The 11,761-nt window shown below is 70.9% G+C and carries 10 protein-coding genes and 1 pseudogene; 2 read left to right on the top strand and 9 right to left on the bottom strand.

Annotated elements, in window-relative coordinates; translation table 11 throughout:
- The 3 genes from ABFX50_RS28275 to ABFX50_RS28265 form a co-directional block, all read right to left on the bottom strand.
- Positions 1 to 951 carry an LLM class F420-dependent oxidoreductase gene (locus ABFX50_RS28275; RefSeq protein ID WP_346150382.1) on the bottom strand — a complete coding sequence of 317 codons (951 nt, stop codon included), beginning with the start codon at positions 949 to 951 and terminating at the stop codon, positions 1 to 3.
- Positions 952 to 1,050: 99 nt separating this feature from the next.
- The gene (locus ABFX50_RS28270) at positions 1,051 to 1,719 is read right to left on the bottom strand and encodes a TetR family transcriptional regulator (protein ID WP_183653369.1); all 669 of its coding nucleotides are present in this window, start codon (positions 1,717 to 1,719) and stop codon (positions 1,051 to 1,053) included.
- Positions 1,720 to 1,870: 151 nt separating this feature from the next.
- A complete protein-coding gene (locus tag ABFX50_RS28265) occupies positions 1,871 to 2,026 on the bottom strand; it encodes a hypothetical protein (RefSeq protein ID WP_346150380.1) in 156 nt (51 codons plus the stop codon).
- Here ABFX50_RS28265 and ABFX50_RS28260 point away from each other — a divergent pair.
- Positions 2,025 to 2,762 (top strand): hypothetical protein, encoded by a 738-nt coding sequence (locus ABFX50_RS28260; protein ID WP_346150378.1) that lies wholly within the window; start codon positions 2,025 to 2,027, stop codon positions 2,760 to 2,762. The genes ABFX50_RS28265 and ABFX50_RS28260 overlap by 2 nt on opposite strands.
- Positions 2,763 to 3,016: 254 nt before the next feature.
- Here the strand turns inward: ABFX50_RS28260 and ABFX50_RS28255 are convergent, their stop codons facing one another.
- The 5 genes from ABFX50_RS28255 to ABFX50_RS28235 all read right to left on the bottom strand — a co-directional run bounded on the left by ABFX50_RS28255 (position 3,017) and on the right by ABFX50_RS28235 (position 6,895).
- On the bottom strand, positions 3,017 to 4,075 hold the full coding sequence (locus ABFX50_RS28255) for an aspartate-semialdehyde dehydrogenase (protein ID WP_346150376.1): 1,059 nt from the start codon (positions 4,073 to 4,075) through the stop codon (positions 3,017 to 3,019).
- The gene (locus tag ABFX50_RS28250; RefSeq protein ID WP_183653363.1) at positions 4,072 to 5,346 is read right to left on the bottom strand and encodes an aspartate kinase; all 1,275 of its coding nucleotides are present in this window, start codon (positions 5,344 to 5,346) and stop codon (positions 4,072 to 4,074) included. The genes ABFX50_RS28255 and ABFX50_RS28250 overlap by 4 nt, the downstream gene beginning before the upstream one ends.
- Before the next feature lie 72 nt (positions 5,347 to 5,418).
- Positions 5,419 to 5,949, bottom strand: coding sequence for a DUF5063 domain-containing protein (locus ABFX50_RS28245; protein WP_183653360.1), 531 nt, complete (start codon positions 5,947 to 5,949; stop codon positions 5,419 to 5,421).
- On the bottom strand, positions 5,942 to 6,541 hold the full coding sequence (gene recR, locus ABFX50_RS28240; protein WP_183653358.1) for a recombination mediator RecR: 600 nt from the start codon (positions 6,539 to 6,541) through the stop codon (positions 5,942 to 5,944). Before recR ends, ABFX50_RS28245 begins: the two co-directional genes overlap by 8 nt.
- 3 nt (positions 6,542 to 6,544) lie before the next feature.
- Positions 6,545 to 6,895: a YbaB/EbfC family nucleoid-associated protein gene (locus tag ABFX50_RS28235; RefSeq protein WP_183653355.1), complete on the bottom strand. Its 351-nt coding sequence runs from the start codon at positions 6,893 to 6,895 to the stop codon at positions 6,545 to 6,547.
- 333 nt (positions 6,896 to 7,228) lie between these two features.
- Between ABFX50_RS28235 and ABFX50_RS28230 the strand changes: the two genes are divergently transcribed.
- Positions 7,229 to 8,626, top strand: a complete 1,398-nt coding sequence (locus ABFX50_RS28230; protein WP_346150372.1) for a helix-turn-helix domain-containing protein — start codon at positions 7,229 to 7,231, stop codon at positions 8,624 to 8,626.
- Positions 8,627 to 9,945: 1,319 nt separating this feature from the next.
- On the opposite strand, the pseudogene ABFX50_RS28225 reads toward ABFX50_RS28230, so the two are convergent.
- Positions 9,946 to 11,739: pseudogene (locus ABFX50_RS28225) on the bottom strand (DNA polymerase III subunit gamma and tau); the annotation flags it as partial.
- Between the last annotated feature and the right edge of the window lie 22 nt (positions 11,740 to 11,761).

Below are 11,761 nucleotides of genomic sequence, written 5' to 3'. Positions count from 1 at the left end.
TCAGCGAGCCAGGGCGCGGACGGCCTCGGGGACGGGGAGGTCGGCGGGGACGGGCGCGAGGATCGGGGTGTCGAGCCCGTTGTCGACGTACTCCTGCACCCTGGCCCTGCAGGTGGCCGCGTCGCCATGGACGATCAGCGCGTCCACCACCTCGTCGGGGATCGCCTTCAGCGCCGCCTGCCGATCGCCCGCCGCCCACGCCTCGTGCATCGGGCGCAGCACCTCGGCCCGCCCCAGCCAGTCGTGGAAGGCCGCGTAGGCGGGCACGGTCAGGTAGCTGGCCAGCATCCACCTGCCCATCTCACGCACCCTGTCGGAGTCCTCGCTCACGCAGACGAAGATGCGCGCGATGAGCTCGGTCGAAGGGCCGACCTCGGCCCGCACCTGCCGCACGTCCTCGGGTGACAGCCAGTTCGTGATCGCGCCGTCGGCCTCGGAGGCCGCCAGGTGGAGCATCCTGGGGCGCAGCGCCGCCAGCACGATCTTGGGAGCGACCCTGGGCGCCCGCTCCAGCTTGAACCCCTTCACCCCGAAGGTCTCGTACTGCTCGGACACCTTCTCCCCCGCCAGCGCCTTCCTGAGGAAGCGCAGGGTGTCCCTGGTCCTGGCGTACGGCCTGCCGAACTCGGCCGCGTTCCACCGCTGCACGATCGCAGGGGAGGAGGAGCCGATGCCGAGCACGAACCGCCCCGGCGCCAGGTCGGCCAGCGTCGCCGCCGACATAGCCAGCAGTCCTGGGCCGCGGGTGAACACCGGCACGATGGCGGTGCCCAGCCTCACGCCCTGGGCCCACTCCGCGGCCATCGCCAGCGGCACGAAGGCGTCGGCGCCGTTGACCTCCGCCGACCAGACGTCGGTGTACCCGAGGCCGGGCAGTTCGGCGATGAGCTCCTTCGACTCAGCGAGCGAGCGGTCGAAGAAGGGGATGGTCATGCCCCAGTTCTGGGTCATCGCGAGCCTCCAGGGAGGTGTCCGTCATTTACCCAGGACCATACCAACCAGACGGTATGCCGCCAGGGGCATGGCGGCGGCCACCGCCCGTGGCCGGGGTCAGGCGCGCAGCTCGTGCACCGCCGCGATGAAGTCCTTGGTGATGCCCCGCAGGCCCGGCAGGTGCGAGAGGCCGACGAGCCGGTCCACGAGCGGCACGGTCACCTCGATGAGCCTGTAGGTGCGAGCGCATCCTGGCGAGGTGTCGTGGACCCAGTACAGGACGATGCCCATGGACATCAGCCACAGCAGCTCGGGCAGCTCCTCGCGCAGCTCGGCGTCCATGCGATCGCGTGAGCCCTCCACCACCTGCCGGTAGATGGCGATGGAGGCCTCACGGGCGGGCGTGGACTGGGAGCTGAAGGGGCTGAGCGGGTTGGTCGGCTCGGCCGCGTGCTTGAAGAACTTCACCGCGAACTCGTGGTACGGCTCCGACACCCGCACCCACTCCCTGAGCACGCCCGTCAGCCGCGCGGCGAAGGAGCGCTCGGTGGCCAGCAGGTCGCGGCAGGCCTCCTCGTGCGCGATCTGGGCACGGTCGTAGTACGCCTGCACCAGTTCGTCCTTGGAGGCGAAGTAGTAGTAGGCGTTTCCCACGGAGACCCCGGCCTCCGCCGCGATCGCCCGCATCGTGGTCGCATCGAAGCCGCGTTCCCTGAACAGACGCAAGGCCGTCTCGACGATGAGCTCGCGGGTGCTCTCCGATCCTCGGCTGCGCGGTTCGGACACGCTCGTCACTTTACGTTAGACGGGGCCGTGAGGTCATGGAGCCGCACGGTGATCACCGCCACAGGGTAAAGATCGCTTCGGAGGAGGGATCATCCACCCTGAACCGTGGCATTGATGATTTTGGCGGAAGGGCAACTCCGCGAAAAGGGCATCACATGTGGATACGTTGGTTGGTGCGGTTCTTCGTGGCCGCGCTCATCGCCATACAGACCTGCATCATCATGCTGTCGGGATCGGCTTCGGCCGCGCCCGCGCGATTCACCCCGGCCGCTGACGATGCTTCCGCCGAGGCTCTGCCTCCGATCATGGGAACCTATCGACCAGGGGGCGTCATCGAGACCGCCCGCTGGTACGTGGCCGAGGCTCACCAGCCGAAGGCCCGCCCGCACAGGGCACAGCAGTCCCCGGCGAGCCGCTCCGCGGCGAACCGGCCCGCCGGGCGCCGCGTCGAGGCGCCGCGCTATGAGGCGCGTCACGTCGAGGCGCCCCGCTCCGAGGCGCGTCACGTCGAGGCGGCCCGCCATGAGGCGCGTCGCGTCGAGGCGCCCCGCTTCAAGGCGCGTCCTGTCGAGGCCCGTCACGCCGAGACCCGCACCTGGCGGACTCGCGAGTCCGCGGCGCTCCTGTCCAGGGCCCTGCCTCGCCACGCGGTACGCGTCTCGCACGCCTTCGCCATCGACAGGCTGGCCCAGGAGGGGCTGAGCTGGAAGTCCAGCGGCCACTGCGCGGACAGGCACAACAGGGTCTGCACCTCGATGCAGGCCATGAGGTCGGAGACGCTCGCCGGGGTGATCAACCTGAAGCGCGAGAGCGGCTGCAAGATCGTCGTCACCGGCGGCACGGAGGCGGGCCACGCGCCTGGCGCCTTCAGCCACGCGGCGGGCTACAAGATCGACATCCGCCACAGCGAGTGCGTGGACCGCCACATCACCCGCACGTACCCGAAGGCCGGCGTCAGGAGTGACGGCGCCGCCCTCTACCGCTCCGCTGACGGCGCCCTGTTCGCCAGCGAGTCCGACCACTGGGACATCCTGTTCCGGTGAGAGCGCCTCTCCCGTGCGGCACGGCCCTGCCGTCCGTGACGGCGCCGGGCGCGCGCGCCCGAGGAGCGTCCCCTGGACGGGCCTCAGCCGGTGACCACGGGGGCGCGGGGGGCGGCTTGCCGTACGGGAGAGAGACGGACGGCGCCGGCAAGCACAGCGCCCTCCGGTCGCGGTGACCGGAGGGCGCGTGGAGAGGCAGGGCCCCGAGAGAGCCCCAGGAAGCGACTCCAGGGGATCTCGGACGGCGGGCGGGATCAGAACTCGGTGGCCACCAACTCGGCGATCTCGGCCGCGTTGAGGGCCGCGCCCTTACGGAGGTTGTCGCCGCAGACGAACATGTCGAGCGTGTTCGGGAAGTCGACCGCCTGGCGGATGCGCCCGATGTAGGTCGGGTCGGTGCCCACCACGTCGACCGGCGTCGGCCACACGCCGTTGGCGGGGTCGTCCATGAGGACCACGGTCGGCGCGGCCTCGAGGATGCGGTGCGCGTCGGCCACCGTGATCTCGCGCTCGAACCTGGCGTGGACCGCCAGCGAGTGCGTGGTGACGACGGGCACCCGCACGCAGGTGGCCGAGACCTTCAGGTCGGGGATGCCGAGGATCTTGCGCGACTCGTTGCGCAGCTTCAGCTCCTCCGAGGCCCAGCCGCCGTCCTTGTAGGAGCCCGCCCACGGCACCACGTTGAACGCGATGGGAGCGGGGAACGGCGAGTCGTCCTCGAGCTTGTTGGCCAGCGCCTTGCGCACGTCGCCGGCGCTCTGGCCGACCGTGCGGTCGCCCGCCAGCGCCTCGATCTCGTCGTAGAGCCGCGCGGGACCAGCCACGCCAGCGCCCGAGACCGCCTGGTAGGAGGCGACGACGAGCTCCTTGAGCGTGTACTCCGCGTGCAGCGCGCCGATCGCGGCCATCATCGACAGCGTGGTGCAGTTGGGGGTCGAGATGATGTTGCGCGGCCTGTCACGCGCGTCGAGCGGGTTCACCTCGGGGACGACCAGCGGGACGTCGGGCTCCATGCGGAACGTGCCCGACTTGTCGATGGCGATCGCGCCGCGGGCGGCGGCCACCGGCACCCACTCGGCCGACACCTCGTCGGGGACGTCGAAGATGGCGACGTCGACGCCGTCGAACACCTCGGGCGCCAGCGCCTGGACCACGACGTCCTCGCCGCGGACTCGCAGGAGCTTGCCCGCGCTGCGGGCCGAGGCGACGAGACGGATCTCGCCCCAGATGTCCTCACGGGTCGAGACCAGCTCGCGCATCACGGTGCCGACCGCTCCGGTCGCGCCGATCAGGGCGAGAGTGGGCTTGCTCATCGTCCGCTACCTCCGTACACCACAGCTTCAACCTGGTCCGAGTCGAGGTCGAACGCGCGGTGCGCCGCGGCCACAGCCGCGTCGACGCCGTCCTGACCCACGATCACCGAGATGCGGATCTCCGAGGTGGAGATCATCTCGATGTTGACGCCCGCGTCGGCGAGCGCGGCGAAGAACGTCGCGGTGACGCCGGGGTGCGAGCGCATGCCCGCGCCCACCAGCGACACCTTGCCGATCTGGTCGTCGTACTGCAGCGACTCGAACCCGACCTGCTCCTGGATGCGCTTGAGCGCGGCCAGCGCGGTGGAACTGTCCGTCGAGGGAAGCGTGAAGGAGATGTCGGTACGACCCGTCGCCGCCGCCGAGACGTTCTGCACGATCATGTCGATGTTGATCTCGGCTTCGGACAGCGTTTTGAAGATCGCGGCAGCCTCTCCGACCTTGTCGGGAACACCGACAACGGTGATCTTGGCCTCGCTCCGGTCGTGCGCGACGCCGGAGATGATCGGCTGCTCCATCTCGGTTCCTTCGGTGTAAGGGTCGGCCACGACCCACGTGCCTTCCTTGGTGCTGAAAGAGCTGCGCACGTGGATCGGCAGGTTGAACCTGCGAGCGTACTCGACGCAGCGCAGGTGCAGGATTTTCGCCCCACAGGCGGCCATCTCCATCATCTCCTCATAGGAGATCCTGGGGATCTTCTGCGCCTGGGTGACGATGCGGGGGTCGGCGGTGAAGATGCCGTCGACATCGGTGTAGATCTCGCAGACGTCGGCTTCCAGAGCCGCCGCCAGCGCCACCGCCGTGGTGTCGGAGCCACCACGGCCCAGCGTGGTGATGTCCTTGGTGTCCTGCGAGACGCCCTGGAACCCGGCCACGATGGCGATCTGGCCTTCGTCGAGCGCCTCACGGATGCGGCTCGGCGTCACGTCGATGATGCGCGCCTTGCCGTGCGTGGAGTCGGTGATCACGCCGGCCTGCGACCCTGTGAACGAGCGCGCCTCGTGGCCCAGGTTGGCGATCGCCATCGCCAGCAGGGCCATCGAGATGCGCTCACCCGCGGTCAGCAGCATGTCGAGCTCGCGCCCAGGGGGCAGCGGCGACACCTGCTCGGCCAGGTCGAGCAGCTCGTCCGTCGTGTCGCCCATCGCGGAGACGATGACGACGACCTCGTTGCCGGCTTTTTTCGTCGCGACGATCCGCTGCGCGACCCGCTTGATGCAGGACGCGTCGGCGACGGACGAACCACCGTACTTTTGCACAACGAGCGCCACGAGAGTCTCCCAGTCTGGACTGTGAGCTGCCAGTCTACTGGGGGCTTCTCATGGACCCGATGGTTCGGACCACTATGTGGACAACGCCTCTTCTGCCACATCCAGACGGGTGTGCGCCGCCAACGCCTGGAGCGCCCGCATCGCCGCGCCCGCGTGGTTGCCCCAGGTGTTGAAGTAGGAGTACTGCCACCACCACAGCGCCTCCAGCGGCCTGCCCGCGTGATAGTGGCGCAGACCGTGGATGAGGTCGGCCGCCACCGCGGTCAGGTCGTCGGACAGCCGGTACGGCGTGACCGCGGTGTCCTTGTACGGGTCGAACACCTCGGCGTAGTCGTCCACCGCCTCGAGGCGTTCGGCCAGCGCCGTACGGACGCCGTCGACGTCTGGGTCCTCGCTCAGCGGCGGCTCCCAGTTGCCCGACAGGATGACGTCCTGGCTCGCGCCGAGCTGGGCGCCCGCCAGGCTCACCTGGGCGACCTCGACGAGCAGCAGCGACCAGATGGCGTCACCGCCCTCGCCGCCCGCGACCCTGGTCAGGCCATCCAGATAGTTCTGCGCGTGTCCTGCGATCTCGTCGGCGAGAGCGCGCCACTGATCAGACATCCAGCAGCCTCCGTCCTTCGAAAGCGCGGCCCAAGGTGACCTCGTCGGCATACTCGAGGTCACCGCCCACAGGCAGGCCGCTGGCCAGTCGTGTCACTTTCACGCCCATCGGCTTGACCAGCCGGGCGAGGTAGGTCGCCGTCGCCTCCCCCTCCAGATTGGGGTCGGTGGCGAGAATGAGCTCGGTCACGCGGCCGTCGGCCAGCCTGGTCATGAGCTCACGGATGCGCAGGTCGTCGGGGCCGACGCCGTCGATCGGGCTGATCGCCCCGCCGAGCACGTGGTAGGTGCCCCGGTACTCGCGCGTCTTCTCGATCGCGACGACGTCCTTGGACTCCTCCACCACGCAGATCACATGAGGGTCGCGCCGCGCGTCGCGGCAGATCCGGCACTCCTCCTCGGAGGCGACGTTGCCGCAGACGCGGCAGAACCGGACCTTCTCCTTGACCTCGAGCAGCGCGTGGGCCAGTCGCTTCACGTCGGTGGGATCGGCCGCCAGCAGGTGGAAGGCGATCCGCTGCGCGCTCTTGGGACCGACGCCGGGCAGCAGGCCCAGCTCGTCGATCAGGTTCTGGACGACCCCTTCGTACATGGCCTAGAGCCCGGGAAGCTGGCCGAGGCCACCGCCGCCGAGGCCCTGGGCCAGCGGGCCCAGCTTCTCCTGCTGCAGGTCGGCGGCCGCTCGCACGGCGTCGCGGACGGCCGCGATGACCAGGTCGGCGATCGTGTCGGCGGTGTCCTGCGGGTCGTCGGCGTCGATGACGGACGGGTTGATCTTGAGTTCGAGCAGCTCACCTGAGCCGTTGACGACGGCCGTGACCATGCCGCCCCCGGCCGAGCCCTCGATCTGCGCGTCGTTGAGCTCCTGCTGGGCGCTCACGAGCTGCTGCTGCATGAGCTGTGCCTGCTCCAGCAGCTGCTGCAGGTTGACATCCCCTGGGTTCACCTTCGTGCGCTCCTCGCCTGCTCCGCGTCCTTAACTGTCACGAGCCTACGGGTTCTGAGCGCCGTCATGTACTGGGGAGCACATGCGTTTCATCTCTGTGCCACCGACCTGGGCCTTATGGCCGGATCCCGGCCCCCCTCCAGCGTCCGGGACCCGGCCATCACGCCGACCGGAGCGGCCGCACCATGTCAGCGTGGTCCGTGACACTAGCGAGACCAACGTTGCACACAGGTTGCGAGCATTCAATCACCCTGCGCAATCCCCCGAACGGGTTGCGGACGGAGGTGATAACACGGATGCTTCGCCGTACAGCCCGACTACTTGGAGTGGCCGATGGGTGACGCGAACCTCGATGCGTACTCTCGCCGGCTTCGCCGGATCCACGAGACGACGGTCGGAGAGCCCCGACAGCTGATCAGCGCGTCGTGGCGGAGGTCGAAGGCGGCGGGGGTCGATCCGGAGAGCCGTGCGGCGCCGCTGGTGTACGACGGCTCGCTCATCAGGGACGTCCGCGAGTCGCATCCTCTCCAGCCGGTCCTGCCCATGCTCGCCGAGACGCTGCGGCGCATGGCCGACGAGTCCGAGCACATCATGATCGTGACGGACGCCGAGGGCAGGATCCTCTGGCGCGACGGTGACCTCGGCACCATGCGCCGCGCCGACGTCGTCGGCCTGGCCGACGGCCACCACTGGTCCGAGATCTCCGTCGGCACCAACGGCATCGGCACCGCGCTCGCCACCCGCAAGCCCGTCCACGTCTACTCCGAGGAACACCTGCTGCGGGTCCTCCACTGCTGGTCGTGCAGCTCGGCGCCGATCATCGACCCCGACACCGACACCGTGCTCGGCTGCGTCGACGTCAGCGGCATCACCCGCAGCCTCCACCCCGCCACGGTCGCGCTCGTGGCCACCACCGCCAAGCTGGCCGAGGCGCGCCTCGCCCTGATGATGCACGAGCGCGACGAGCGGCTGCGCAGGAAATACGACGCGCTCGTCCAGCGCACCGGCGTCCTGATCACCAAGACGGGACGGGTCCTCGCCGGCGACCACTCGGGCAGGCTCGGCGCCCGCATCACCCTCCCCGAACCAGGCGGCACGGACTGCCCCGCCGGCATCCTCGAACCGTTCTTCGACGGCTACCTGCTGCGGCCCGCCTCCCGCACGGAGGCGCTGCCGCTGCGCCTCGCCTTCCTCGGCGAGGGCCCGCCCATCGCCCGCTACGGCGACCGCTTCCTGACGCTCTCGCTGCGCCACGCGGAGATCCTCACGCTGCTCGCGCTCTATCCCTGCGGCCTTACTGCCGAGCAACTCTCCTATTACCTGTATGGCGACGAGGGCAACCCCGCCACGATCAGGCCAGAGATCTACCGGCTGCGCGCCCAGCTCGGCGAGGCGGTGGCGGCCAAGCCGTACCGGCTGGTCGCTCCCCTGACCGCCGACTTCCTCGAACTGCGGCAGCTGCTGACGGCCAACGACCCCGAGGCCGTCGCCCGCGCCTATGCGGGGCCGCTGCTGCCGCGCTCGGAGTCGCCGGAGATACGCAGCGCTCGCGACGAGCTGGAGGTCCAGGTGCGCGCCAGCCTGCTCACGCACGGCTCGGCCGACGCCCTGTGGACGTACGCGCAGACGGTGAACGGCCGCGACGACTTCCAGATCCTCGAACGGGTCGCCGCCGCCCTGCCCTCCTCCGACCACCGCGCCGCCGCCGCCCGCGCCCGCCTCTCCCCCTGACCCTTCAACCCCATCCCCACCCGTTGCCTAACGTTGCCGCCCGTACGGCAACCCGGGCCAAGCGCCGCGACCCGAGACTGCTCGTGGTGGGGCGGTCCGTGGCGCTCGGGCCGTGGGGCCGGTCTCGGGGGTCGATCAGGTGTGGGCGATCAGGTGTGGTCGATCTCGCCGATCATCTGGGCGCCGAGTTCGCGCTGGAGCAGGGCCATGCCGCTGAGCTCGTCGATGTCGGCGTTGGCGTCGTTGAGCGGGTCCACTTCATCCGACTCGGGACCGCGCCGGCGTCCGGGGATCGCGTCGGGCCAGCCACCCGATCCCGATCCGCCGCCCTGCCTGGAGGCGGGCACCCGGGGTCCGGCCTGCGCGGCCGCCTGAGCCGCCGCCTTCGCCGCCGACCTCGCCGCGGCCAGCCCCGGGCTGGGCGTGCGGCTCGCTCCCTGCGCGGCACCTGAGGAACGGCTCGTGCCCTGGCTCGGACTGGGCATGGGAGGCATGCCGGGATCCGGGTCGTCAGGCGCCTGAGGCCACGACTCGTCGGTGGTCAGCCGCTCCCGCCCCTGGGCGTTCTCGACGCCGTTAGCCTCCCCGGCCGCACCGCCATGAGCCCCTTCGGCCCCGGCACCACCGGAGACCGCGCCACCCCCGGCGCCCACGCCAGTCGCGGAGCCACCCGAGCCGCCGGAGCCCCAGCCATCCGCGGAGCCACCGGAAACGTCAGCTCCGGCGCCGGGCTCACCGCCTCCTGCGCCACCGGAGACACCGTCGGGAGCGCCACCACCGGCACCGCCTACCCCGCCGGGTCCGCCTTGCTGAGCACCGGCCGGGCCGGAAGCACCTCCGGGAAAGCCGCCACCCGGGACACCGCCCTCAGGAGCACCGCCGCCCTGGAACCCGCCGCCCACGACAGCTCCAGGCCCCCCGGCCCCCGTGACGCCGCCAACAGGAGCGCCGTGTCCAGGAGCGCCATCCGCGGGCGCACCACCTTCAGCGGCACCGGCTGGATGGACACCAGCCTCAGGAGCACCACCGCTGGGGGAGCCGCTTCCTGCGGGGTCACCGAATGAAGCACCGGCCACCCCCTGAGGGCCGCCCTGGGGAACCCCGGCCACGCCGTGAGGACCGGCCTGCGAGACCCCTGGGCCACCATGAGGAGCGCCTTGCGAGGCGACGGGCGCCCCGTGCGAGGCGGGCGAGCCGCCGTGCGGGGCGGAGGGAGCGCTGGGGCCGGGCTGGGCCGAGCGGCCCTGCGGGGCGGGTGAGCCGCCGACGACGGCCTCCACTCGCCACGTGCCGCCCAGGACATCACCCAGCGCGGAGGCCACGACGGCGTCCTTGCCGCCGCCTGTGAAGTTCTTCATCGCGCCCACCTGGGTGAACCCCAGCGTGACCACGTTGCCCTCGACGCCGACCACCTGCGCGTTGGTGTTGACGTTCGCCCACACGACGATGCTGCGCTTCTTCAGCGCGGCCAGTACGGCGGGCCACTGCTGCTGCAGCTGCCCGGCTCCGCCCTGAGTGGGTGCCGCGTACGCGGGCGCCTGCTGCACCGGCTGGTGCTGGACCGGCTGCTCGGGCTGCGCCGCAGGAGCACCCGGCCGAACAGTCTCGGGCCAGTCATCCCCGCCGGAAGAAGCAGGGGAACCGGCGACCGCGCCCGCCGCCGTCCCGGACGACGCCGTCCCGTCAGAGATCCCGGCCGAACCCGCGGGCGGCCCGGAAGGTCCGGACGCCGCGCCCGAGGAGCCGGACGCCGCGCCAGGAGCGCCGCTCGCCGTACCCGCAGAGCCGGAGGCGTCCTGGGAACCGGGCACCGCTGCGGCCACGCTCGAAGGGCCGGCCGCAGCCGCGTAAGGAGCGGCCGTCTCGTCGTGGCTCGGGGCCGCCGTGACCTGCGGCGAGGCGCCGTGCGCGCCTGCCGTACCGCCAGGGCCTGGACGGAAGGCCATCTGGGCGACCACGCCGCCGCGCTCGAGGCGTTCGAGGCGGGCCAGCAGCGCGCCCTCCCCCTGCGCCGCACCGGGCAGCAGCACCCGCGCGCACATCAGCTCGAGCAGCAGCCGGGGTGAGGTGGCGCCGCGCATCTCGGTCAGGCCCGCGTTGAACAGCTCGGCCGCGCGGGTCAGCTCGGCGGGCCCCATGGAGGAGGCCTGGGCGACGAGACGTTCGAGCTCGTCGGCCGGACGGTCGAGCAGCCCGCTGGTCGCCGCCTCGGGGACGTTGGCGAGGATCACCAGGTCGCGGAAGCGTTCGAGCAGGTCGGCCGCGAACCTGCGAGGGTCGTGCCCGCCTTCGATGACGCGGTTGACGGTCTGGAAGACGGCGGCGCCGTCGCGCCTGGCGAACGCGTCGACCACCTCGTCGAGCAGGTCGCCGTCGGTGTAGCCGAGCAGGGAGACGGCCTTGGCGTAGGTGATGCCGTCGTCGTCGGCGCCCGCGAGGAGCTGGTCGAGGATGGACAGCGAGTCGCGCGCGGAGCCCGCGCCCGCCCTGACGACCAGCGGCAGCGCGGTGGGCTCGTAGGGGACGCTCTCGGAGGAGAGGATCTCCTCCATGAGCGTCTTGAGCGTCGCGGGCGGCATCAGCCTGAACGGGTAGTGGTGGGTGCGCGACTTGATCGTGCCGATGACCTTCTCGGGCTCGGTCGTCGCGAAGATGAACTTCAGGTGCGGCGGGGGCTCCTCGACGAGCTTGAGCAGCGCGTTGAAACCCTCGCGGGTCACCATGTGCGCCTCGTCGATGATGTAGATCTTGAAGCGCGCGGAGACGGGGGCGAAGAACGCCCGCTCACGCAGGTCGCGCGCGTCGTCGACGCCACCGTGGGAGGCCGCGTCGATCTCGATGACGTCGAGGTGGCCGGGGCCCGTGGGGGCGAGCGCCACACACGACTCGCACTCGCCACAGGGGTCGGGCGTCGGGCCCTTCTCGCAGTTGAGGGAGCGCGCCAGGATGCGCGCGCTGGAAGTCTTGCCGCACCCGCGTGGGCCGCTGAAGAGGTAGGCGTGGTTGATCCGGCCGGTGCGCAGCGCCTGCCGCAAGGGGTCGGTGACGTGCTCCTGACCCTTGACCTCGGCGAAGGTTCCGGGCCGGTACTTGCGGTAAAGCGCAAGACTCATGCGACCATCCCGCCTGCGAGGG

This window comes from Nonomuraea recticatena (assembly GCF_039533245.1).
Lineage (GTDB): Bacteria > Actinomycetota > Actinomycetes > Streptosporangiales > Streptosporangiaceae > Nonomuraea > Nonomuraea roseola.
The sequence above is the reverse complement of the archived record's forward strand: the minus strand, read 5'-3'. Positions and strand labels throughout refer to the sequence as shown.

Coding starts and splice junctions, on each gene's coding strand:
- ABFX50_RS28275 (WP_346150382.1), bottom strand. CDS start 951: ATGACCCAGAACTGGGGCATGACCATCCCCTTCTTCGACCGCTCGCTC.
- ABFX50_RS28260 (WP_346150378.1), top strand. CDS start 2,025: ATGGGAACCTATCGACCAGGGGGCGTCATCGAGACCGCCCGCTGGTAC.
- ABFX50_RS28265 (WP_346150380.1), bottom strand. CDS start 2,026: ATGATCGGAGGCAGAGCCTCGGCGGAAGCATCGTCAGCGGCCGGGGTG.
- ABFX50_RS28255 (WP_346150376.1), bottom strand. CDS start 4,075: ATGAGCAAGCCCACTCTCGCCCTGATCGGCGCGACCGGAGCGGTCGGC.
- ABFX50_RS28245 (WP_183653360.1), bottom strand. CDS start 5,949: ATGTCTGATCAGTGGCGCGCTCTCGCCGACGAGATCGCAGGACACGCG.
- recR (WP_183653358.1), bottom strand. CDS start 6,541: ATGTACGAAGGGGTCGTCCAGAACCTGATCGACGAGCTGGGCCTGCTG.
- ABFX50_RS28230 (WP_346150372.1), top strand. CDS start 7,229: ATGGGTGACGCGAACCTCGATGCGTACTCTCGCCGGCTTCGCCGGATC.